Consider the following 23,125-nt stretch of genomic DNA (forward strand, 5'->3'; position numbering starts at 1 on the left):
TTCCACTAGCCCGTGGACCGATGGCTACCGGCCGGTAACAAACGGTCAGACGACGGAGAAACCGGCAGGTAGAGCGCCGCGTCCGGTGAGCGCGGGCAGCACTGCGGCGGCCTGACCGGTCAGCGCCGCGATCTGCGCCGCCAGCACGGTGGCGTCGCGCAGTGCCTCGTCGGGCAGCGTGAAATCGATGCCGGTGGTCCGCGCGATGTCGAGGCTGTGCACCGTCAGCTCGAACACCCGGGTCGGCAGGTAGTTGCTGAGCCGGATGCCCAGGCCGCCGATCACGGCGATCAGGGGGTCGCCCGCCCTGTCCAGGTCGGTCCGCACCCGGGCCAGCAGGTCGGCGACTGTGGCCGCGGGATCCGTCCCAAGATTGCGCCCGGCCTCCCGCCCACGTTCGACGATGTCGGGGCTGCCGGCGGCGTAGTCGCGCATCAGCGCGTAGTACTGCGCCGGCCCGGTCACGTCCTCCCGGTCGGCGGGTGTGCGCAGGTAGGTGCTGACGGTGATCAGTGACCGTGAGGTGTGCCCGACCAGCGCCCGCAGGTCCCAGTCACCGAGTCCCGGACCGTCCCACGCCGTGGCCGGGATCTGTGCCACCAGGTCCGCGAAAGCTGTTGCCGCCGAGACGAATACTGAATGGTCCGGGGGTGCGTCGGGCGCCATGTCTGCATTGTGTCACCGCATGGGCGTACCGTCGCCGATCATGGCATCCGATCACGTGGAGCAGTCGGCAGATCATCTGGCCCGGATGCGGGTCGAATACGGCTCGACAGAGAAGGACGGCAGCGTCGACCTCGACGTCGACTGGCTGGACCGGGGCTGGCTGGCGTTGTTCCGCGACTGGATGTCCGACGCGGTGCAGGCCGGGGTCTCCGAACCCAACGCGATGGTGCTGGGCACCGTCGATGCGCAGGGCCACCCGGTCACCCGGTCGGTGCTGTGCAAATCGATCGAAGAGACGGGCATCTCCTTCTATACCAACTACGACTCCGACAAGGGCGAGCAGCTGGCGGCGGTGCCCTACGCGTCGGCGACGTTCCCTTGGTACCTGCTGGGCCGTCAGATCCATATCCGCGGCACGGTGACGAGGGTCGACGCGGCGCACACCGCCGAGTACTGGTCGAAGCGGCCGCGCGGTTCGCAGCTGGGCGCGTGGGCGTCGCACCAGTCAAAATCGATTGCCTCGCGGGCGGCGCTGCTGGAACAGTTGCGTGACGTGACCGAGCGATTCGCCGACGTGCCGGAGGTGCCGGTGCCGCCGAACTGGGGCGGCTACCTCATCGCCCCGGAAGTGATCGAGTTCTGGCAGGGCCGAGAGAACCGCGTGCACAACAGAATTCGCATCACCGGCGACCGGATCGAACGGCTCCAGCCCTGAAAGGTCTGATCGCCGACACCACACCACTGCGCAACCCCGACTATCGCCGCCTGTGGGGGTCCAGCGTCGTCACGGTGATCGGCGCCAACCTGACGATCTTCGCGGTGCCCGTCCAGCTGTACGCGCTGACGCAGAACTCGGCGTACGTCGGCCTGGCGGGCGTGTTCAGCGTGGTGCCGCTCATCGTGTTCGGCCTGTGGGGCGGCGCCTGGGCCGACGCGATGGACCGCCGGCGGCTGCTGATCATCGCGTCCTGCGGGCTGGCGGTCGCGTCGGTGCTGTTGTGGGTGCAGGCCGCCGCCGGGCTGAACAACGTCTGGCTGGTGCTGTGCCTGCTGTCGGTGCAGCAGGCGTTCTATGCCATCAACTCACCGACCCGCTCGGCCGCCATCCCGCGGATGCTGCCTGCCGAGCAGCTGCCCGCCGCCAACTCGCTCAACATGACGGTGTTCCAGGCCGGCGCGATCATCGGTCCGCTGCTGGCCGGCGTGCTGCTGCGCTGGGTGGACCTGTCGACGCTGTACTTCATCGACGCCCTCACCACGATCGCGCCGATCTGGGCCACGTTCCGGCTCACCCCGATGCCACCGGAGCACTCGCCCGACGACGACACCTCACGCTGGGGCTTCGCCGCCGTGCTCGACGGTTTCCGCTACCTGTCGGGCAACCGCGTCGTCCTCATGTCTTTCGTGGTCGATCTCATCGCGATGATCCTCGGCATGCCGCGGGCGCTGTTCCCGCAGATGGCCCACGAGAACTTCGGCGGGCCGGTCGCCGGCGGAACCGCGATGGCGCTGTTGTCGGCGGCCATGGCCGTCGGCGCGGTTGCCGGCGGAGTCTTCTCGGGATGGCTGCCCCGGGTCCGCAGGCAGGGCCTCGCGGTGGTCGTCTCGATTGTCGTCTGGGGCGCGGCCATGGCCGGTTTCGGGCTGGCGGTCGGCCACGCGACCGGCCGGCCGGACGGCTTCCTCTGGATCGCTCTGGTGCTGCTGGCCGTCGGCGGCGCCGCGGACATGGTCTCGGCGGTGTTCCGGAGCACGATCCTGCAGGAAGCCGCCTCCGACGAGCTGCGGGGCCGTTTGCAGGGCGTCTTCACCGTGGTGGTCGCGGGCGGTCCGCGGATTGCTGACGCGGTGCACGGCGCGGCCGCCGCGGTGGTGGGGACCACGGTGGCCGCAACCGGTGGCGGCGTCCTGGTGGTGGTCGGCGTCATCATCTCGGTCGTGGTGGTGCCGGCGTTCGTGCGCTATTCGGTGGCTCGCAACTGATGCTTGACAGCGGGGTTATGGCGACCCGAGCAAGCACATAGTTCTCTTAACGACTACCGTCTAGTCCCGGACGTTTCACCTGCCGACACTGCAAGTCGACACCGCAAAAGGGGTTCAAGTGGCCGACACCTCCAGCTCTGACGACGTAGCCAACCTCCGGTATCCCGGGGGCGAGGTCGATCTCAAGATCGTGCGCGCCACCGAGGGATCGGACGGCATCGAGCTCGGCTCGCTGCTGTCCAAGACCGGCTACACCACGTACGACGGTGGTTTCGTCAATACCTCGGCCACCAAGAGCGCCATCACCTACATCGACGGTGACGCCGGCATCCTGCGCTACCGCGGGTACCCGATCGAGCAGCTCGCGGAGAAGTCGAACTTCATCGAGGTCAGCTACTTGCTGATCTACGGGGAGCTGCCGACGGCCGCCGAACTCGAGGCCTTCACCACCAAGATCCAGCGGCACACCCTGCTGCACGAGGACCTCAAGCGGTTCTTCGACGGCTTCCCGCGCAACGCGCACCCGATGCCGGTGCTGTCGTCGGCGGCCAACGCGCTGAGCGCCTACTACCAGGACTCGCTCGACCCGAAGGATCCCGAGCAGGTCGAGCTGTCGACCATCCGCCTGCTGGCCAAGCTGCCGACCATCGCGGCCTACGCGTACAAGAAGTCGGTCGGTCAGCCGTTCCTGTACCCGGACAACTCGCTGAACCTGGTCGAGAACTTCCTGCGCATGACGTTCGGCCTGCCGGCCGAGCCGTACCAGGTGGACCCGGAGCTGGTCCGCGCCCTGGACATGCTGTTCATCCTGCACGCCGACCACGAGCAGAACTGCTCGACGTCGACGGTGCGCCTGGTCGGCTCGTCGCAGGCCAACCTGTTCACCTCGATCTCCGGCGGCATCAACGCGCTGTGGGGCCCGCTGCACGGCGGCGCCAACCAGGCGGTGCTGGAGATGCTGGAGAAGATCCGCAGCGAGCACGGCGACGTCCGCGACTTCGTCAAGAAGGTCAAGAACCGCGAAGACGGCGTCAAGCTCATGGGCTTCGGCCACCGGGTCTACAAGAACTACGACCCGCGGGCGCGCATCGTCAAGGAGCAGGCCGACAAGATTCTCGGCAAGCTGGGCGGCGACGACGAGCTGCTGGACATCGCCAAGTCGCTGGAGGAGATCGCCCTCACCGACGACTTCTTCGTCGAGCGCAAGCTCTACCCGAACGTCGACTACTACACCGGCGTGATCTACCGGGCCATGGGCTTCCCGACCCGCATGTTCACCGTGCTGTTCGCGCTCGGCCGCCTGCCGGGCTGGATCGCGCACTGGCGCGAGATGAGCGCCGACCCGGGCACCAAGATCGGGCGCCCGCGCCAGATTTACACCGGCTACACCGAGCGGGATTACCCCAACCACTGAGTTTCACCGAGACGGCCCCTTGCGCACAGTGCGCGAGGGGCCGTTCTCTTTTCCCGTGAGCTTGCCGCGTTCTCTTTTCCCGCGAGCGGCCGTGTTTGTACGGCAACACGCCGCCTTTTGCGTGCAATTCGAGGCCGCTCGTCGGCGCCGAGCGCGCGCGTCCTGCTCATGTCGCCAATCTCACGCCGAAACTCCGTTGCCTCAGCAACGGTTGTAGTTTCACAATGGTTGTGTGAATACAACTATCGACGCGCTCACCTCACGGCGCAAGACGATCATCCTGATCTCCTGCTGCCTGAGTCTGCTGATCGTGTCGATGGACTCCACCATCGTGAACGTCGCCATCCCGTCGATCCGCCGCGACCTCGGCGCGAGCGCCGCCCAGATGCAATGGGTCGTCGACGTCTACACGCTGGTGCTGGCGTCGCTGCTGATGCTCTCCGGCGCCGCCGGTGACCGGTTCGGCCGGCGGCGGGTGTTCCAGATCGGCCTGACGATCTTCGCGTGCGGTTCACTGCTGTGCAGCCTCGCGCCGACCGCGGACGCGTTGATCGCCGCCCGCCTGGTCCAGGGCATCGGTGGCTCGATGCTCAATCCTGTTGCCTTGTCGATCATTTCGCAGGTCTTCACCGACCGGGTGGAGCGGGCCCGGGCACTCGGTTTCTGGGGCGCGGTCGTCGGCATCTCGATGGCGCTGGGCCCGACCGTCGGTGGCCTGCTGATCCACGCCGTCGGCTGGCGGTCGGTGTTCTGGATCAACCTGCCGATCTGTCTGGCCGCCATCGTGCTGACCGCGATCTTCGTCCCCGAGAGCAAGTCGGGCACCATGCGCGATGTCGACCCGATCGGCCAGGGGCTCGCGGTGGTGTTCCTGTTCAGCCTGGTCTTCACCCTCATCGAGGGGCCGGGGATGGGCTGGGGCCACCCCCGCACCGTGGCCATCGCGGTGCTGGCCGCGGTCGCCCTCGTCGGCTTCCTGCGCTACGAGCGCCGGCGCCACGACCCGTTCATCGATCTGCGCTTCTTCCGCAGCATCCCGTTCGCCGGCGCCACCGTCACGGCCGTGATGGCGCTGACCGGCTGGGGCGCGTTCCTGTTCATGATGTCGTTCTACCTGCAGAACGAACGGCACTACTCGGCCATGCACACCGGCATCATCTATCTGCCCATCGCCATTGGTGCCCTGGTTTTTTCGCCGTTGTCGGGACGGATCGTCGGCCGCTACGGTGCCCGGCCGTCACTGATGGTCGCCGGTGTCCTGATGGCCTCGGCCGCCCTCATGCTGACGACGCTGACGGCGACGACGCCCATGTGGCGAGTGGTCGTCATTTTCGCGGTATACGGCATAGGGTTCGCGATGATGAACGCGCCAGTGACCAACGCCGCGGTGAGCGGCATGCCGGTGGAGCGCGCCGGCGCCGCGGCGGCGGTGACGTCCACCAGCCGCCAGGTGGGCGTGAGTATCGGTGTGGCACTGTGCGGTTCGATCGCCGGCTCGGCCCTGGCCGGCAGCGGCGTCGACTTCGCCACGCAGGCCCGGCCGCTGTGGTGGATGTGCGTCGCGATCGGTGTCGCGGTCGCCGTCCTCGGCTTCTTCTCGACCTCGCCGCGTGCCCTGCGCTCCGCGGAGCGGCTGGCGCCACTGATCGAGGGATCGCGTGAGCCGGAGCCGGCCGGTGTCCACTGATCCGCTGGCCGACGAGGTCTGGCAGACCATGGCCGCCGTCGTGGTCGAGAACCGCGACAGCTGGAAACGCGCGGTGGTCGAGCAGACCGGACTGCCCTTCAGCCGGGCCCGGATTCTGCGCCGGCTGGATGCCAAGGCCATGACGGCCAAAGAGATCGCCGCCGCGACCGGCATGGACGCGCCGGCCACCACCGTCGCGATCAACGATCTCGAAGAGCGCGGACTGGTTGTGCGCCAACCGGATCCGGAGAACCGGCGCTGCAAACTGGTGTCGCTGACGGACGCCGGCGGCGCGGTGCTGCGCGGCATCGGCCAGATCGATGATCCGGCACCGCCGGTCTTTGCCACGTTGGACGCCGATGAGCTCGCCACGCTCCGTGACCTGCTGAGCCGGCTGCGCCGCCACTAGGGGTGCGGTTCCTGTCCACCCGCGGCAGGTGCCCGACTACGGTGGTCCCGTGGCAAACACGAAACCTGAGATCGAATTCCCGGACGGCCCGGCACCTGAGACGTTGGTGATCGAGGACGTCATCGTCGGCGACGGTGCCGAGGCGGTGCCCGGCGGCAACGTCACGGTCCACTATGTCGGCGTCGAGTACGACACCGGTGAGGAGTTCGACAGCTCCTGGAACCGCGGCGAGACCATCGAATTCCCCCTGCGCGGCCTGATCCAGGGCTGGCAGGACGGCATCCCCGGGATGCGTGTGGGCGGCCGGCGCAAGCTGACCATCCCGCCCGCACAGGCCTACGGCCCCGCCGGTGGTGGGCACCGCCTGTCCGGCAAGACGCTGATCTTCGTCATCGACCTCGTCGGCGTCCGCTGACCTGATCGACTTGCTGTCGGGCTTAGAGCCCGGCGGTTGTGGCGTGTCATGGCGGCAACGTGCCGTCCCCACAGCTGTCGGGCTCTAGGCTCGAACGTGTTTCAGGGAGGGTTTTGCAATGCCGGACACAGCTGACGTCATCGAGCCGTCCGGCAGCGTCCGTCGCCTCGGCACGCGCGGCAGGGTGGCGGCGCTGGCCGTGGTGGTGGCCGTCGTCGCCGCCGTCGGCTGGGTGGTGTTCGGCACCTCCGACGAGCACCGGGCCCCGAGTTCCATCGCGGCCTCGGCGGTACCGACACCGGCACAGCAGCCCGAATTGACCTCCGCGCCGTTCGCGCTGACCCGCGACGGCAACACCGTCACGCTGACGGGCAGCCTCGCCAACACCCGGTCGAAGTCCGAACTGGCCGCCGCGGTGAAAGCGCAGTGGCTGAACGCCACCTTCAATGACAAGACGACCGTCGTCGACGGCGCCGGCACCCCGGACATGGCGGCCATCGGCAACGTGCTCTCCGCGGCCGATGCCATCGCCGATTTCGGGCTGTCCATCGACGGCGCCACGATCACGTTGATGGGGACGGCGCCCAATCTCGACGTCGCCGGCGAGGTGCAGAGCGCCGCAGCGCTGTCGTTCCCGGGGGCGAAGCTGGCCAACAACATTCAGATTCCGGCGCCGGGTGGTCCGGTGGCGCCGCCCGCGCAGGCGCCCTCGTCGGCTCCCGCGCCCACGTCCGCCCCCGCCCCGGCCCCGGCCGGTGGCCCGTGCGCGAAGGTGCAGGCCGACGTCACCGAACTGCTGCGCACCCCGATCAGTTTCGTCACCGGCGGATCGCAGATGACGGGGGAGTCCCGCCGGCTGCTGGTGCAGGTCGCCGACAAGATCCGGGCCGGCTGCCCGAACGGTGCGGTCACCGTGATCGGCTACACCGACAACCAGGGCAGCGACGCCGTCAACCTCAAGCTGAGTGACACCCGGGCCAAAGCCGTTGCCGCCGCGCTGGTTTCGAACGGTGTGCTGGCGGCGAAGATGACGGCCCGCGGCGCCGGCTCCGCCAACCCGATCGCCGACAACGGCACCGAAGAAGGCCGCGCGAAGAACCGGCGGGTCGAGATCACCGTCGGCTGAGCGGCGCCGGCGTTCACCGCGCCGCGAGCGTGCACACAGATCGGCAATTTTCGGAGATTGCGGTGTGGCTGCACATTCGCGGCGGGCTAGTGATGCCCGGGCAGCCGTAGCAGCAGCCGCGTCCCGCCGAGTGGACTGGTCTCCAATGTCGCCGTCCCGCCGTGCAATTCGGCCTGCTGGGCCACGAGCGCCAGGCCCAGCCCGGAGCCCGAGTGCGACGCCGTGGAACCCCGGTTGAACCGTCCGAAGACCTTCAGGCGTTCCTCTTCGGGCACGCCGCAGCCGTCGTCGTCGACGGCGATCTCGACCCCGGCGCGCGAACTGACCGCCGACAGCTGAACTTTCGACGCACCGCCGTGCTTGACGGCATTGGCGATCGCATTGTCGACCGAAAGTCGCAGTCCGGCAGGCAGTCCCACGATGATGATGGTCGGCGCCGGCACCAGCGACACCTCCAGGTCCGGGTACACGCGCATGGCGTCGTGCGCGGCGCGGTCCAGGAGTTCGGTGATGTCCACGGGCACATGGTCATCGACGGTGGACAGCTCGCCCTGCGCCAGCCGCTCCAGCGCCCACAGTGTGGTCTCGATGCGCGACTGCGTGCGCACGATGTCGCTCAGCACTTCCTTGCGCTGCTCGTCGGGCAGGTCGAGCGTGCTCAGGATTTCGACGTTGGTACGCATCGCGGTGAGCGGGGTGCGCAGCTCGTGCGCCGACACCGCCGCGAAGTCCCGCGCCGACGCCAGCGCGGCCTTCGTCCGGCCCTTCTCCTCCCACACGCGGTCCACCAGACCCTTGACGGCGTCAGCGATTTCGACGGCCTCGGTGGCGCCGCGAACGTCGATGTGCGGGGCCTGCCCGTCCTGGCCCTCCGGATCGATGTCGCGCGTCTGCTGCGCCAGCCGTTTGAGGGGACGCACCGCGAACGCGGCCAGCGCCCAGCCCGCGACGGCGGCCGCGCCAATGGCGAACGCGCACAACGCGATCACCCGGCGGTGCAGATTGTTGGTGTCGACGATCGTCGCGTCGTACGTGGCGCCGACCGCCACCAGCATCGGGTCCGGCATGTGGATCTGCACCGTCCGCACCCGGTACCGGACCCCGTTGACCTGGGTATCGGCGTAGCCGACGGGCAGCTCGGGCAGCACGACATTCGAGTTCGAACTGACCTGGCCGTTCCGGCGTGCGGTGATGACGACGTTCTCGTCGTGCGGTGGCCGCGGAATCTCGTCGAGCCCGCGCGGCAGGAACGGGATCGCGAACCCCGCGGCCTCGTCGAGGCGCCGGTCCAGGCGTTCCTTGCGGTCGTTGGTGATGCCGATCCACACGATGGTGCCGACGATCCCGACCACGATGGCCGCGGCGATACCGGTGGCGAACGCGACGCGCGACTGCAGCGACGGAGTGCGACGGAAGACGCGCGCCAGGATGTTCACGGCCTACCGCTGCCGGTTCTTCGCGCAGGCGCTCATCAGCGCACTCGGTTCTTCGCGCAGGCGCTCATCAGTGCACTCTGTTCTTCGCGCAGGCGCTCATCACTGCTGCCTGAGCACGAACCCCACACCGCGGACCGTGTGCAACAGTCGCGGCGCACCGTTGGCCTCCAGCTTGCGGCGCAGGTAGCCGATGAACACGTCGACGACGTTGGTGTCGGCGGCGAAGTCATAGCCCCACACCAGCTCCAGCAGCTGGGCGCGGGACAGCACGGCGGTCTTGTGCTCGGCCAGCACGGCCAGCAGGTCGAACTCGCGCTTGGTCAGGTCGACATCGGCGCCGTTGACGCGGGCCCGCCGGCCCGGGATGTCGACCTCGAGCGGCCCGACCGAGATGGTCTCCGACGAGAACGTCGCCGTCGCACCGCGGCGGCGCAGCAGCGCCTTGACGCGCGCCACGAGCTCGGCCAGCACGAACGGCTTGACCAGGTAGTCGTCGGCGCCGGCTTCCAGCCCCGCCACCCGGTCGTCGACCGAGCTGCGGGCCGAGAGCACACACACCGGCACGTCGTTGTCCATGGCGCGCAGCGCGGTGACGACGCTGACGCCGTCGAGCACCGGCATGTTGATGTCCAGAATGATGGCGTCCGGCCGGAATTCGGTGGCACTGCGCAGGGCCTCGGCGCCGTCGACCGCGGTCGACACCTCGAAGCCGGACAGCCGCAGGCCACGCTCCAATGAGGCCAGCACGTCCGGGTCGTCGTCGACTACGAGCAGGCGGGGGGAGGCGCTTCCGCTATCCATATGCCTCATCTTGCCCGATGGCCCACTGTTATTGACGGAGGCACGTCTGGCAGCCGCTATTCGGTGCTAGCATCCGGCGCTTATGGGGCCTGTGTCGCCGCGAGTCATCGTCCAACCCGATGATGGCGTGCAGCCGGTGCGGGATTTCCTCGCATCGGCGCAGAAGTCGTTGCTCATCAAGCAATTCACGTTCACCGAACCGTCGCTCGTGGCGGCGGTGATCGAGCGCCACCAGGCGGGCGTCGACGTGCGCGTCATGCTGAACCCGGCCCGCTCGGGCGGCGACCGCGCCAATGACGAGACCTTCGAACAGTTCTCGGATGCCGGCGTGAACGTCCAGTGGTCCAACCCGACGTTCTACGTGACGCACGAGAAGTCGATCGTCGTCGACGAGACGGCGGCGCTCGTGGCCACGTTCAACCTGTGCGAGAAGTACTTCACCCTCACGCGGGACTATGGCTTCATCACCACCGAGCCGGACCACGTCGCGCAGATCGTCGAGGTGTTCGACGCCGACTGGTCCCACACCGATTGGGAGCCGTCGCAGTATCACGGCCTGCTGTGGAGCAACTCGAATTCGCGGTACCACATGGCGAAGTTCATCGACACCGCCGAGCACCGGCTGCGCATCCAGCACCCCAAGTACGTCGACGCCGTCATCCTCGACCACATCGCGGCCGCGGTGGGCCGTGGCGTGAATGTCCATGTGCTGTGCGGTGGCAAGCACGGCATCAGCGACTGGGACATCCTCGACACGTTCGCCTCGCTGCGGACCCTGCGCCGGTTCGGCGCGAAGGTGCGCAAGCAGAAGAACCTGCGCGTGCACGCCAAGCTGGTCATCGTCGACGACCACGAAGCGCTCGTGGGTTCGATGAACATCGACCGCAGCGCCTTCGACCTGCGCCGTGAACTGGGCGTGATGGTCAAGGACCCGGACGCCGTCGCGCAGCTGTCGCAGGTGTTCGACGCCGACTGGGAGAGCTCGCACCACTACGAGCCGCCCGATCCGCTGGACTCGTCGCAGCATCACGAAGACGACTTCCCGCACGACCCCGAGCTGGTCCATGAGTGAGCAGATCGACTCGACGGCCCAACGGGTTTCGTTGTTCGAGTTGGTCCTGACGTTCAACCACATCGCGCTGGCGTCGTTCGGCGGCGGGCTGTCGGCGTGGTCGCGCGAGGTGCTGGTGGTGGAGAAGGGCTGGCTCGGGGACGCCGAGTTCCTCTCGGCCACAACGATGTGCCGCATCCTGCCCGGTGCCAACCAGGTCAACATGGCGGTGTTCGCCGGCACCAAGATGCGCGGCTTCCCCGGCGCGGCCGCCGCGGTGTTCGGCTTGTGCGCCATGCCGCTGGTCATCGTGCTGGCGTTGTCGTTCGCCTACTTCCGGTTCAAGGAGGTGCCCGCCGTCAAGGGCGTGCTGCACGGGGCTTCTGCGGCCGCGGTGGCCCTGACGCTGACGATGGTGCTCAAGACGGGCCAGAAGTGCCTGACGGGCGCGGTGCCGGTCCTGCTGTTCGCCGGCGCCTTCGTGCTCAACGGGGTGCTGCGGTTCCCCTTGCTGGGGACGCTCGCGATCCTGGCGCCGCTGAGCCTGATCTGGGCGTGGCCGCGCGAGCGCGGCAACGACCCAGGGCCGCGGGATCGCGCCACAGCAGCATGAGCACCCCACGATGAGTACCGCGGCGCTTTCCACCTACATCCAGCTCATCGGGCTGTTCGGCATGCTGTCGCTGCTGTCCATCGGCGGCGGCAACGTCGTGCTGCCGGAAATGCACATCAACGCCGTCAACGGCAGGCACTGGCTGACCGACAACCAGTTCGCCGACCTGTTCTCCATCTCGCAGACCGCGCCGGGCCCGAGCATCCTGATCGTGTCGATGGTCGGCTACGGCGCCGGCCTGAAAGAGGGCGGGATTCCCGGCGCGATCATCGGCGGTGTCGTCTCGATGGTCGCGATGGTGGTACCGGCCGCGGGCTTCGTCTACATCATCACGTTGATCTGGCAGAAGGCCGAACGCTCCAAACTGCGCCGCGCGGTCGAGAAGGGTTTCGCCCCGCTCACGGTCGGCCTCATCCTGGCGGCATCGCTGGTCATGAGCCGCGCCGCCGACCACGACTGGCGCGCCTACACCGTCACCGCGGTGTGCACGGTGATCTTCATGCTCACCAAGCTGAATCCGCTCATCGTCGTCGCCGCGGCCGGGCTGGTCGGGTACCTGGGTTTCATCTGACCTGGTCGTGCCGCCGCGCACCGGGTATGTCGGTGGCACGTGCGAGCATGGAAGTTGTTGTGTCTGATGTAGCCCAGCCCCTGCATTCGGCGCCGGCGATCGCTCCGGTGCCGCAGCGTCGACGTGCGTCGGCGGACTTGCTGCGCCTGCTGCCGTATCTGCGGCCGTACCGCGGACGCTGGGCCGCCATGCTGCTCACCGCGTTCGCCGGTCTGGGCGTGACGGTGTCCATCCCATTGGTGACCAAGGCGGTGATCGACGGCCCGGTGCGGCACCAGGACCAGCCGGGCCTGTGGGTGCTCGGTTCGGCCGCGCTGACGTTGGGGCTCGTCGAGGCGGTGCTGTGGTTCATCCGGCGCTGGCTCGGGGCCCGCGCGACCATGGGCGTCGAGGCCGACATCCGCAAGGAGCTCTACGCGCGCCTGCAGATCCTGCCCATGTCGTTCCACCGGCAGTGGCAGTCCGGGCAATTGCTGTCGCGGGTGATGAACGACCTTGGCACCATTCGCCAATTCCTCGGCTTCGGCCTGCTGTTCTTGGTGCTCAACACGATTCAGATCATCGCGGTGACCGGCATCCTGCTGACCATGTACTGGCCGCTGGGTGTGGTGGTGCTGGCGTCGGTTCTGCCGGTGTCCGTCACGATCTTCCGGTTCGAGCGGCAGTTCACCGTGCTGTCGCGGCAGGCGCAGGACCAATCCGGCCATGTCGCAACGCATGTCGAGGAGTCGGCCCTGGGCCTGCGGGTGATCAAGTCGTTCGGCCGCGAGGACTACGTCTACCAGCGGTTCGACGAGCGGGCGACGGCCCTGTACGACGCCGAGGTCGGCAAGGTGGCGGTGTCGGCGCGCTTCTGGACGCTGCTCGAGGTCATCCCCAACCTGACGCTGATCTTCGTGCTCGGGTTCGGTGCGTACGCGGCCGGCCACGGTCAGGTCACCATGGGCACGCTCGTCGCGTTCATCACCATGATGCTGTCGCTGGTGTGGCCCATCGCGTCGCTGGGCTTCCTGCTGTCGATGATGCAGGAGTCCATGACGGCCGCCAATCGGGTCGCCGAGATCTTCGACGCGCCAGTGGATATCAGCGACGGACCGGTCGACACCGTGCCGCGCGGTGGGCACCTGGAACTGCGTGACGTCGGCTTCCGCTTCCCCGACGCCGAACCTGACGACTGGGCGCTGCGCCACGTGTCGGTGACGGTCGAGCCGGGGCAGACACTGGCGCTCGTCGGCGCCACCGGCTCCGGCAAATCGGTTCTCGCCGCACTGTTCTCACGGCTGTACGACGTGACCGAGGGCGCGATCCTGCTCGACGGACGAGACATCCGCGAGCTGTCGCTGCCCGCCCTGCGGACCGCCGTGGCCACTGCCTTCGAGGACCCGACGCTGTTCTCGATGTCGGTCGTCGAGAACCTCACCCTCGGTCGCGGCGCCGACAACCCGGCGACCGACGACGAGATTCGCGAGGCGATCGACATCGCCGCCGCCCAGTTCGTCTACGACCTGCCGTTCGGGCTCGACACCCGCATCGGCGAGCAGGGCATGAGCCTGTCCGGTGGTCAGCGGCAACGTCTTTCGCTGGCCCGCGCCATCCTGGCCGCGCCGTCACTGCTGGTGCTCGACGACACCCTGTCGGCCCTGGACATGCACACCGAAGCGGAGGTCACCGTCGCGCTGCGGCGGGTGCTGACGTCGGTGACGGGCATTGTGGTGGCGCACCGCGCGTCCACCGTGCTGCTGGCCGACCGGGTGGCGCTGCTGCAGGACGGCACCATCACGCGCATCGGTACGCACGCCGAATTGCTCGAGCAGGCACCGGAATACCGGTACCTGCTGTCCGCCGACGACGAGCTCGACGACGGTTGCGAGCGCAGCTGCGATTGGGAGCAGGACGCCGAACGCGAACGGCTCGAGCAGCTGTATCTGGAGCAGACGGACGAGTCCGAAGAGGTGCGGAGGCGATGAGCACCGAGAGCTGGCGCGGCCAGACGGTCGACAAGGTCGAGGACCTGCCCATCGACGAGAACGTCTCGCGGCGTCGCGAGGCACGATCCCTGCTGGGCTCGTTGCTGAAGCCGTACCGGTTCGCGGTCCTGCTGCTGGCGCTGGTCGTCGTCGTCGAAAACGGTGCGCGCCTGTCGGTTCCGCTGCTCGTGCAGCGCGGCATCGACCACGGCATCCCGCCGATCCTGCAGGGCGGGCCGGCCCGTGAACTGCTGCAGATCGTCGCGGCCCTGTGTGGCGTCGTGGTGCTGCAGGCCACGTTCCGGCTGTTCTTCCTGAACCGGTCGGGCCGCATCGGGCAGAAGGTGCTGCTGGAGCTGCGGCGCCGGGTGTTCCGGCAGTTCCAGCGCCTCGACGTCGCCTTCCACGACCGCTACACCTCGGGCCGCGTGGTGAGCCGGTCCACCAACGACATCGAAGCCATCCAGACCATGCTGTCGACGGGTTTCGACAGCCTCATCACCGCCGTGCTCACCCTGGGCGGCACCGCGGTCCTGCTCGTCACGCTCGACGTGCGGCTGGGCCTGATGTGCCTGGGTGCCTTCCCGCTCCTGGTGCTGCTGGTCGCCTGGTTCCGGCGCGAATCATCGAAGACGTACCGCACCGTCCGGGAACGCGCGGCGCTGGTGATCGTCCAGTTCGTCGAAACCATGACGGGCATCAAAGCGGTGCAGGCCTACCGGCGCGAGCCGCGCAACCAGGAGATCTTCGGCGACGTCGTCGACGACTACCGCGTCATCAACGAACGCACCATGACCCTGCTCGCGGTGTTCATGCCCGCGGTCAAACTCATCGGCAACGTCACCACCTCGGTGGTGCTGCTGTACGGCGGCTACCTGGTGCTGCACGGCCGCATGACGATCGGCACGCTGACGGCCTTCCTGCTGTACCTGCGCATGTTCTTCGAACCGATGCAGGAGATTTCGCAGTTCTTCAACACCTTCCAGTCGGCGGCGTCGGCGCTCGAGAAGCTGGCCGGGGTGCTCGCGCAGCAGCCCGCCATCATGGACCCCGCCGACCCTGTCGCGCTGGCGACGGTCAAGGGGGACATCGCTTTTCGGGGTGTCAGCTTCGGCTACACCCCGCAGCGTCCGGTGCTGCCCGAACTGAATCTGACGGTGCCCGCCGGGCAGACCGTCGCCCTCGTCGGTGCCACCGGCGCGGGCAAGACCACCATCGCCAAGCTCATCGCGCGTTTCTACGATCCGGTGACCGGCACCGTCACCCTCGACGGCATCGACCTGCGGTCCATCGCCCAGACCGAGCTGCGTCAGCACGTCGTGATGGTGACGCAGGAGAACTTCATGTTCGCCGGCACCGTCGCCGACAACATCCGGTTCGGGCGCCCCGACGCCACCGACGACGAGGTCCGCGCAGCCGCGGAAGCCGTTGGCGCGGACCGGTTCATCGACAATCTGCCGGACGGTTACGACACCGACGTCGCCAATCGGGGCGGGCGGCTGTCGGCGGGGCAGCGCCAGTTGGTCGCGTTCGCCCGCGCGTTCCTGGCCGACCCCAAGGTGCTGATCCTCGACGAGGCGACGTCGTCGCTGGACATCCCGACCGAGCGGCTGGTGCAGCGCGCGCTGGCGACCGTGCTGGCCGGGAGGACCGCGCTCGTGATCGCGCACCGGCTCTCCACCGTGCAGTCCGCGGACCGGGTCCTGGTCCTCGACGGCGGCCGCATCGTCGAAGACGGTCCGCCCGACGACCTGGTCGCGCAGAACGGGCGGTACGCGGCGCTGCACCGCGCCTGGATCGACTCGCTGGCCTGACCGGTCAGGGAATCAGCCGCAGCTGCCGCGCCTTCGACACCGCCTCGTGCCGGCTGTGGGTGCCGAGTTTCGTCGCGGCACTGCGCAGATAGCTCTTGACGGTCTCGGGTTTGAGGGAAAGCCGCTGGGCGGCTTCGGTATTGGTGCAGCCCAGTGCGATCTGCGCCAGCACGTCGAGTTCACGCGGGCTGAGCGGACCGGCCGGTGCGGGCCCACCGGCCAGTGCCTCGGCCAGCCGGTCGGCGAGGCCGCCGAGATCGCTCGGTGCGACGGGCGCGTTTCCGGCCGCCAGCCGTCGCAGCTCGGCGTGCACTTGGCGGATGTGTTCGGTGTTGACCGCCGTGTCGGCGGCCGCGGCCTGCTGCAGCCGCAGCCGGCGGTCCACTTCGTCGCGGATCGTCAGTTCGTCCGACAGGCGCTGCGCCGACGCCATGATCAGGTCGACGGTCCGCCCGCCGAAAGGTGCGCTGGACCGGTAGGCGCCGTAGAGCACCGCCCGGGCCCGGCCATCGACCACGACCGGTACCGCCAGCACCGACCGGATGCCCTCCGACAGCACGGGCATGTCGTAGTCGTGGGTGATGGACGGTGCGTGCCGGTAGTCGGTCACCGCGAGCGGCTGACCCGAGACCATGCTGGCCCCGCCGAGCCCGCACATCGAGCGCACCGTCAACCCGCGGAGACCGCCGCCGCGGGTGCCGTAGAACTCCGTGATCAGCAGCGCGTCGTCGTGCACCTCGCCGCCGAACATCACCGGCACCGCACCCTCGGAGCCGAGACGTCGCAGCTCAGCGCGGACCGCGTCGGTATCACGCGGGCGCAGCAGAGACGGGCCGGTCGTCACGGTCAGTACCCTCTTTCGGGGGTAGCGGGCGGATGGGTGTGACGTAGATCCTACGTTCATGGCGACAGAGGCTGTGATCACCACCAACACCGAGCAGTACCGAGCGGCCCGGGACCGGCTCGTGGCGTCGATCGGTGACTACTCGCAGGCCGTCGATTCGTTCAGCTGGCCGCGGCTGACCGGCACGTTCAACTGGGCCACCGACTGGTTCGACGTCATCGCCCGCAGCCCCGAACGGGCCGGGCAGACGGCGCTCTGGATCACCGAAGAAGGCGGTGATGAGCAGCGCTACACCTTCGCCGAGATGGCCGACCGGTCCGACCAGGTCGCGACCTGGCTGCAGTCGCTGGGCGTCGGCAAGGGCGACCGCGTCATCGTCATGCTGGGCAACCAGGTCGAGCTGTGGGAGTCGATGCTGGCGGTGGCCAAGCTCGGCGCGGTGGTGATGCCGACGACCGGGGCACTGGGCCCGGCCGACCTGGCCGACCGGATCACCCGCGGCGGCGCGGGCTTCGTGGTGACCAATGCCGCGGACGCGGACAAGTTCGCGTCCGTCGACGGGCAGTACACCGGCATCGTCGTCGGGGATTCGGCACCCGGCTGGCACCGCTACGCCGATGCATACCAAGCGGTTTCGGCCGGTCCGTTCCGCGCCGTCACCGACGTCGACGACCCGCTGCTGGTCTACTTCACCTCGGGCACCACCAGCAAGCCCAAACTCGTTGAGCATTCGCAGATTTCGTATCCCGTCGGCCACCTGTCCACGATGGCCTGGATCGGGGTGACGCCCGGCGACGTCCATCTGGCGATCAGCTCGCCGGGCTGGGCCAAGCACGCCTGGAGTTGTGTGTTCGCGCCGTGGATCGCCGAGGCGACGATCTTCGTCTACAACTACAGCCGCTTCGACGCCGCCGCGCTCATGGCGCAGCTGCGGCGCGCCGGCGTCAACACCTTCTGCGCGCCGCCGACCGTGTGGCGGATGTTGATCCAGGCCGACCTCGGCACCAAACCCGAAGGGCTGCGCGAGATTCTGGGCGCCGGTGAACCGCTGAACCCCGATGTCATCGCCAAGGTGCAGGATGCCTGGGGCCTGACCATCCGGGACGGCTTCGGCCAGACCGAGACCACCCTGCTGGTCGGCAACACCCCGGGGCAGCCGGTCAAGGCCGGATCGATGGGCCGGCCGATGCCGGGTGTGCCCGTGGTGTTGGTCGACCCGGTGACCGGCGAGCCGGCCGACGAGGGCGAGATCTGCCTGGAGCTGGGCGCGCGGCCGCTCAACCTGATGACGGGTTATCTCGGTGACCCGCAACGCAATGCGGCCGTCATGGCCGGCGGTTACTACCACACCGGTGACGTTGCGTCCCGCGACGACGACGGCTACATCACGTACATCGGCCGCACCGATGACGTGTTCAAGTCGTCGGACTACAAGGTGTCGCCCTTCGAATTGGAGAGCGTGCTCATCGAGCATCCCGCGGTGGTGGAAGCCGCGGTGGTGCCGCAGCCCGACGACACCCGGCTCGCCGTGCCGAAGGCGTACGTCTGCCTGGCAGACGGCTGGAGTGCCGATGCGGACACCGCGCGGGCGATCATGGAATTCGCGCGGGACCACCTGGCGCCGTACCTCAAGGTCCGGCGGGTGGAATTCTTCGATCTGCCCAAGACGATTTCCGGCAAGATCCGGCGCGTTGACCTGCGCAAGCGCGAAGATCAAGCGCATGCGGCCGGCACCCCGATCGCATCGGAATACCGCTATGAGGATTTGGTGAACTGATGCTGAGCTACGACGCGGGCCCCACCGACACCCCGATCCTGGAGGAGACCATCGGGACCAACTTCGAGCGCACCGTCGCGGCCCATCCGGACACGCTCGCGTTGGTCGACCGCGGACAGGGACTGCGGTACACGTATGCCGAACTCAACGTCGAGGTCGACCTGATCGCCCGCGGCCTGATGGCCCGCGGCATCGAGAAGGGGGACCGCGTCGGTGTCTGGTCGCCGAACTGCGCGCAGTGGATCGTGACGCAGCTGGCGACGGCCAAGATCGGCGCCATCCTGGTCAACGTGAATCCGGCATACCGGGTGCACGAACTTGCCTACGCGCTCAACCAATCCGGGATGCGGATGCTGATCTCGGCGACGTCGTTCAAGACGTCGGACTACGTGGCGATGATCGACGAGGTCCGTCCCCAGGTTCCGGACCTGACGGACGTCGTCTTCCTGGACGGCCCGGACTGGGAGCGGTTGCGTGCCGACAGCGCGGCGGTCGGCGCCGACGCCTTGGCGGCCCGGCATGCCTCCCTGTCCAACACCGACCCGATCAACATCCAATACACCTCGGGCACAACCGGGTTCCCGAAAGGTGCGACGCTGTCGCACCGCAACATCCTGAACAACGGCTACTTCACCACGGAGGGCATCAACCTGCGGGCGGGGGAGCGGTTGTGTGTCCCGGTGCCGTTCTACCACTGCTTCGGCATGGTGATGGGGGTGCTCGGCTGCATGAGTCATGGTGCGGCCGTGGTGATCCCGGCCCCCGGGTTCGACCCGGCGGCCACCCTCGATGCCATCGAGGCCGAGCAGTGCGCCGGCGTCTACGGCGTGCCGACGATGTTCATCGCGATGCAGAACCATCCGTCGTTCGCCGGGCGGGACCTGTCGAGCCTGCGTACCGGCATCATGGCCGGATCGGTGTGCCCCGTCGAGGTGATGAAGCACTGCGTCTCCGACATGCACATGGCCGAGGTCGCGATCTGCTACGGCATGACGGAGACGTCGCCGGTGTCGTGCCAGACGCTGATCGACGACGACCTGGACCGCCGCACCGCGACCATCGGCCGGGCGCATCCGCATCTCGAGGTCAAGGTCGTCAACCCGGAAACCGGCGAGACGGTGGAGCGCGGCGAGCCGGGGGAGTTCTGCACGCGCGGCTATTCGGTCATGTTGGGCTACTGGAACAACGACGAAAAGACCCGGGAGGCCATCGATTCCGAGGGCTGGATGCACACCGGTGATCTCGCGGTGATGCGGGCCGACGGCTACTGCGCCATCGTCGGCCGCATCAAGGACATGGTGATCCGCGGTGGGGAGAATGTGTACCCGCGCGAGATCGAGGAGTTCCTGTACACGCACCCCGACATCGAGGATGCCCAGGTGATCGGCGTGCCCGACGCCCGCTACGGCGAGGAGATCTGCGCGTGGCTGCGGCTGCGGCCCGGCGCGGCGCCGCTGGACGCCGCCGCCATCCGCGAATTCACCGCGGATCGGCTGGCGCACTTCAAGATTCCGCGCTACGTACACATCGTCGACGAGTTCCCGATGACCATCACCGGCAAGGTCCGCAAGGTCGACATGCGCGCCGAGAGCATCCGCATCTTCGGTCTCGAGCAGCCTTAGCGCGCGGTTCTCGCCGCGAATGTGCAGCCAGGCACTGTTCCCGGCACATTTCGCGATCTCTTGGCACGCTCGCGGGGAATGGTCCGAACAATCGAGTTGACGGGTCTACGCGCCCGGGTTACCTTGGCTACGTCAGCACCTCGCTAGGCGAGGCTCCTGGACGAACAGAAGCCACTGATCCGACGACGTCGAGAGACGCCCAGGGTCAGGACAGGTCTCCCCGGATTAAGGGGTTACCCAAAGTGGCTATCCACCGCGGTGGATTACGTCGTCCAGTGCCGAAGCTCTGACGAGAGGGGTGCGGCAGCGCCTGGTTTTAACAGCCTTTTAATGGGTATAGGTTCGCTGCCATCTCCCTTTTGTGTTGTCATGGGATAGCTGCCCCGAGGTGGGCCCGACGGCTAGGAGGTGAGGTACGACGTGAGATCTGGCGATGGCGACAGTTCCAGTTTGGGACGAAAACACCACGTAGACACCAGCATCCGAGCACTCCCGTTATCCTGCCGACCGGCCGGTTCCGCCTGACCGACAGGCCACGGGAGTCCGATCCCGACAGGAGCTCTGTCATGACCGTATTTCGCAACCGCACCGTCCGCCGCATTGCCCGGCTGGTGCACAGCCGCACGCACCTGACCCCGCAGGAACGGCACAACCTGCAGTTGTCGCACACGCCGCTCGCGGTGATCTCGGCGTCTCTCGGGGCGCACCCCAACTTCTGATCCGTTCGGCCGCACGGTCCGCCCACCGATTCCGGTGGGCGGACCCCTGTTGTGCTGCCATTTTCCCGGGAGGAATCTCGACATGGCCCTGTTTTCCCGTACCCCGCGGCCCGCCGGCGAAACATCAGCGCGGCAACGTGATTCACCGAGCACCGCGGTGCTCGACACCGCGCACGTCGGCGACATCGTCGGCGCGCTCGGCACCATCCGTACCGACGAGACCACCACCGGCCGCAGCCGCTGGCAGCGCTTGAAGATGCTGCTCGTGGTGATGGGACCCGGCCTCATCGTCATGGTCGGCGACAACGACGCCGGCGGCGTCGCGACCTACGCCCAGGCCGGCCAGAACTACGGCATGGCCCTCATGTGGACACTGGCGCTGCTGATTCCGGTGCTGTACGTCAACCAGGAGATGGTGGTCCGGCTCGGCGCCGTCGCCGGGGTGGGGCACGCCCGCCTGATCTTCGCGCGGTTCGGCAAGTTCTGGGGCGCCTTCAGCGTTGGCGATCTGTTCATCGTCAACGCGTTGACCATCGTCACCGAATTTGTCGGGGTGTCCATGGCGTTGAACTACTTCGGGCTGCCCAAGGCGATCTCGGTGCCGCTCGCGGCGGTGCTGCTGTTCGCCGTGGTGGCCGGTGGTTCGTTCCGCCGTTGGGAGCGTTTCATTTTCGCGTTGATCGCGATCAACATCGTGATCTTCCCGCTGGCGTTCATCGTGCACCCGTCCGCGACCGAAACCGCGAGGGGCCTGATCCCGTCATTCCCGGGCGGCCTCAACTCGACGCTCTTGCTGCTGATCGTGGCGATCGTCGGCACCACCGTCGCGCCGTGGCAGTTGTTCTTCCAGCAGTCCAACATCGTCGACAAGCGGTTGACCCCCAAGTGGATTCGCTACGAGCGGATCGATCTGTGGATCGGCATCGTCGTGGTGATGGTGGGTGCGGTCGCGATCATGGCCGCCGCCGCGTTCGGGCTCGGCGGCAGTGCCGCGGCCGGCAACTTCACCGACGCCGGTGACGTGGCAACGCAGCTGGGCCGGCACGTGTCGCCCACCGCGGGTGCGCTTTTCGCCATCCTGCTGCTGGACGCCTCGCTCATCGGGGCCAACGCCGTCGGCCTCGCCACCACCTACGCCCTGGGCGACACCATGGGCAAGCGGCACTCGCTGCACTGGAAAGTCAGCGAGGCGCCCGCCTTCTATCTGGGCTACGCGGCACTGCTCGCGGTGGCGGCCGCGGTGTCGTTCAGCCCGGATCACGTGCTGGGTCTGCTGACCCAGGGTGTGCAGGCGCTGGCCGGGGTGCTGCTGCCGTCGGCGACGGTGTTCCTGGTGCTGCTGTGCAACGACAAGGCCGTGCTGGGCCCGTGGGTCAACACCATGCGGCAGAACATCATGGCCGGCGTGATCGTGTGGGCGCTGGTGCTGCTGTCGCTGGCCCTGACGGCGGCGACGTTCTTCCCGAATCTGACTGCCGCGCAACTCGAGTGGGGCTTCGGGGCCGGAGTCGGTGTCGGCATGCTCGGCGGCGGGGTCATCGCCGGTGCGACGGCGCGGTCGCGGCACCGGCAACGGAAGCAGGCGGCTGCCGACGTGGCCGCGGAGCTGGGCGGTCTGGACCCGGAGCAGGTGGAGGATCTGGACGACCAACCCGACGACCGCGCCGTCCGGAAGGCGCTGCGGAACCAGGAGCGGGACAGCTTCCGCACGCCCGCGCTGGACACCCTGGACCGGCCCGCCTGGTCGCCGCTGCGGGTGGCCGGCATGGTCGCATTGCGCGGTTACCTGCTGGTGGCTGTGGTGCTGGTCGGGGTGAAGGTCGCCGAGGCGATCAGCGGCTGACGGAAGTGGGCGCGGTGCCGGTGGTGCCGCGCCCACCTGCGGCTCACAGTGAATCGCGTGCGGGGCAGTGCGAGGTGTCGCCGTCCTTGCAGGTACACAAGGCCGTGTGCCGACGTTCCGGAGCGATGCCAGCAACATCGTCCGCCGGGCCGCGTACCGCCGTGACGATCGACGCCGTCCCCGCCGCCGCGGTGAGCAGCAACTCGACTTGATTTGCGGACTGCAGCAGAACGACCAATTGATGCACTGTAAGCAGCCGATTTACCACGCTGACCGTCCGATGCATTGCATTGCTGTGCGTATCCCGATTCGTCCTCGCCGACTGTCGCACAGTACCGACGCGTGCGTCAATACCGCAAACGCTCAG

Annotated in this window: 21 protein-coding genes and 1 riboswitch; of the genes, 16 read left to right on the plus strand and 5 right to left on the minus strand. The window is 68.0% G+C overall.

Features of this window, described 5'->3' with window-relative positions:
• Window positions 1-45: 45 nt before the first annotated feature.
• Window positions 46-666: a maleylpyruvate isomerase N-terminal domain-containing protein gene (locus ACJH6J_RS21185; protein ID WP_406804491.1), complete on the minus strand. Its 621-nt coding sequence runs from the start codon at window positions 664-666 to the stop codon at window positions 46-48.
• Between the two features lie 40 nt (window positions 667-706).
• Between ACJH6J_RS21185 and pdxH the strand changes: the two genes are divergently transcribed.
• The 7 genes from pdxH (at window position 707) to ACJH6J_RS21220 (ending at window position 7,700) form a co-directional block, all read left to right on the plus strand.
• Window positions 707-1,381, plus strand: a complete 675-nt coding sequence (gene pdxH, locus ACJH6J_RS21190; protein WP_346414781.1) for a pyridoxamine 5'-phosphate oxidase — start codon at window positions 707-709, stop codon at window positions 1,379-1,381.
• Window positions 1,378-2,649 (plus strand): MFS transporter, encoded by a 1,272-nt coding sequence (locus tag ACJH6J_RS21195; RefSeq protein WP_346414808.1) that lies wholly within the window; start codon window positions 1,378-1,380, stop codon window positions 2,647-2,649. The genes pdxH and ACJH6J_RS21195 overlap by 4 nt, the downstream gene beginning before the upstream one ends.
• Window positions 2,650-2,767: 118 nt before the next feature.
• A complete protein-coding gene (locus ACJH6J_RS21200; protein ID WP_226520639.1) occupies window positions 2,768-4,063 on the plus strand; it encodes a citrate synthase in 1,296 nt (431 codons plus the stop codon).
• Between the two features lie 232 nt (window positions 4,064-4,295).
• On the plus strand, window positions 4,296-5,750 hold the full coding sequence (locus ACJH6J_RS21205) for an MFS transporter (RefSeq protein ID WP_226520640.1): 1,455 nt from the start codon (window positions 4,296-4,298) through the stop codon (window positions 5,748-5,750).
• Window positions 5,740-6,159 carry a MarR family winged helix-turn-helix transcriptional regulator gene (locus ACJH6J_RS21210; protein WP_053856484.1) on the plus strand — a complete coding sequence of 140 codons (420 nt, stop codon included), beginning with the start codon at window positions 5,740-5,742 and terminating at the stop codon, window positions 6,157-6,159. Before ACJH6J_RS21205 ends, ACJH6J_RS21210 begins: the two co-directional genes overlap by 11 nt.
• A 49-nt stretch (window positions 6,160-6,208) precedes the next feature.
• On the plus strand, window positions 6,209-6,574 hold the full coding sequence (locus tag ACJH6J_RS21215; RefSeq protein WP_036419981.1) for an FKBP-type peptidyl-prolyl cis-trans isomerase: 366 nt from the start codon (window positions 6,209-6,211) through the stop codon (window positions 6,572-6,574).
• Between the two features lie 118 nt (window positions 6,575-6,692).
• The gene (locus tag ACJH6J_RS21220; RefSeq protein ID WP_346414783.1) at window positions 6,693-7,700 is read left to right on the plus strand and encodes an OmpA family protein; all 1,008 of its coding nucleotides are present in this window, start codon (window positions 6,693-6,695) and stop codon (window positions 7,698-7,700) included.
• A gap of 86 nt (window positions 7,701-7,786) precedes the next feature.
• Here the strand turns inward: ACJH6J_RS21220 and ACJH6J_RS21225 are convergent, their stop codons facing one another.
• Together ACJH6J_RS21225 and ACJH6J_RS21230 are read right to left on the minus strand one after the other, a co-directional pair.
• On the minus strand, window positions 7,787-9,136 hold the full coding sequence (locus ACJH6J_RS21225) for a HAMP domain-containing sensor histidine kinase (protein WP_226520642.1): 1,350 nt from the start codon (window positions 9,134-9,136) through the stop codon (window positions 7,787-7,789).
• 99 nt (window positions 9,137-9,235) lie between these two features.
• Window positions 9,236-9,946 (minus strand): response regulator transcription factor, encoded by a 711-nt coding sequence (locus tag ACJH6J_RS21230; RefSeq protein WP_029104649.1) that lies wholly within the window; start codon window positions 9,944-9,946, stop codon window positions 9,236-9,238.
• A 73-nt stretch (window positions 9,947-10,019) separates the two neighbouring features.
• Between ACJH6J_RS21230 and ACJH6J_RS21235 the strand changes: the two genes are divergently transcribed.
• Genes ACJH6J_RS21235 through ACJH6J_RS21255 form a run of 5 tightly spaced genes read left to right on the plus strand, consistent with a single transcriptional unit; the run spans window position 10,020 to window position 15,953 of the window.
• The gene (locus tag ACJH6J_RS21235) at window positions 10,020-11,009 is read left to right on the plus strand and encodes a phospholipase D-like domain-containing protein (RefSeq protein WP_406804492.1); all 990 of its coding nucleotides are present in this window, start codon (window positions 10,020-10,022) and stop codon (window positions 11,007-11,009) included.
• On the plus strand, window positions 11,002-11,601 hold the full coding sequence (locus tag ACJH6J_RS21240; protein ID WP_406775867.1) for a chromate transporter: 600 nt from the start codon (window positions 11,002-11,004) through the stop codon (window positions 11,599-11,601). The genes ACJH6J_RS21235 and ACJH6J_RS21240 overlap by 8 nt, the downstream gene beginning before the upstream one ends.
• Before the next feature lie 10 nt (window positions 11,602-11,611).
• Complete coding sequence (locus tag ACJH6J_RS21245) at window positions 11,612-12,172, plus strand: chromate transporter (RefSeq protein WP_406804493.1); 561 nt, start codon at window positions 11,612-11,614, stop codon at window positions 12,170-12,172.
• A gap of 47 nt (window positions 12,173-12,219) precedes the next feature.
• A complete protein-coding gene (locus tag ACJH6J_RS21250) occupies window positions 12,220-14,139 on the plus strand; it encodes an ABC transporter ATP-binding protein (RefSeq protein WP_406804494.1) in 1,920 nt (639 codons plus the stop codon).
• A complete protein-coding gene (locus ACJH6J_RS21255; protein ID WP_406804495.1) occupies window positions 14,136-15,953 on the plus strand; it encodes an ABC transporter ATP-binding protein in 1,818 nt (605 codons plus the stop codon). The genes ACJH6J_RS21250 and ACJH6J_RS21255 overlap by 4 nt, the downstream gene beginning before the upstream one ends.
• A gap of 4 nt (window positions 15,954-15,957) precedes the next feature.
• On the opposite strand, the gene ACJH6J_RS21260 is transcribed toward ACJH6J_RS21255, so the two are convergent.
• Window positions 15,958-16,797, minus strand: coding sequence for a LuxR C-terminal-related transcriptional regulator (locus ACJH6J_RS21260; RefSeq protein ID WP_346414788.1), 840 nt, complete (start codon window positions 16,795-16,797; stop codon window positions 15,958-15,960).
• Between the two features lie 76 nt (window positions 16,798-16,873).
• Here ACJH6J_RS21260 and ACJH6J_RS21265 point away from each other — a divergent pair, with 76 nt between their 5' ends.
• The 4 genes from ACJH6J_RS21265 to ACJH6J_RS21280 all read left to right on the plus strand — a co-directional run bounded on the left by ACJH6J_RS21265 (window position 16,874) and on the right by ACJH6J_RS21280 (window position 22,758).
• The gene (locus tag ACJH6J_RS21265; RefSeq protein WP_406804500.1) at window positions 16,874-18,574 is read left to right on the plus strand and encodes an AMP-binding protein; all 1,701 of its coding nucleotides are present in this window, start codon (window positions 16,874-16,876) and stop codon (window positions 18,572-18,574) included.
• Entirely contained in the window at window positions 18,574-20,196 is a 1,623-nt protein-coding gene (locus tag ACJH6J_RS21270) for an AMP-binding protein (protein WP_406804496.1), read from the plus strand. The genes ACJH6J_RS21265 and ACJH6J_RS21270 overlap by 1 nt, the downstream gene beginning before the upstream one ends.
• 132 nt (window positions 20,197-20,328) lie before the next feature.
• A riboswitch (M-box (ykoK) riboswitch) is annotated at window positions 20,329-20,501 on the plus strand.
• A 261-nt stretch (window positions 20,502-20,762) separates the two neighbouring features.
• Entirely contained in the window at window positions 20,763-20,915 is a 153-nt protein-coding gene (locus tag ACJH6J_RS21275) for a hypothetical protein (RefSeq protein ID WP_346414790.1), read from the plus strand.
• 82 nt (window positions 20,916-20,997) lie between these two features.
• A complete protein-coding gene (locus tag ACJH6J_RS21280; RefSeq protein WP_406804497.1) occupies window positions 20,998-22,758 on the plus strand; it encodes an NRAMP family divalent metal transporter in 1,761 nt (586 codons plus the stop codon).
• A 43-nt stretch (window positions 22,759-22,801) separates the two neighbouring features.
• Here ACJH6J_RS21280 and ACJH6J_RS21285 read toward each other — a convergent pair whose 3' ends face one another.
• Window positions 22,802-22,996: a hypothetical protein gene (locus ACJH6J_RS21285; protein ID WP_226520652.1), complete on the minus strand. Its 195-nt coding sequence runs from the start codon at window positions 22,994-22,996 to the stop codon at window positions 22,802-22,804.
• Between the last annotated feature and the right edge of the window lie 129 nt (window positions 22,997-23,125).

The sequence above is a fragment of the Mycobacterium sp. SMC-18 genome (genome assembly GCF_045310895.1).
Taxonomy (GTDB): Bacteria; Actinomycetota; Actinomycetes; order Mycobacteriales; family Mycobacteriaceae; genus Mycobacterium.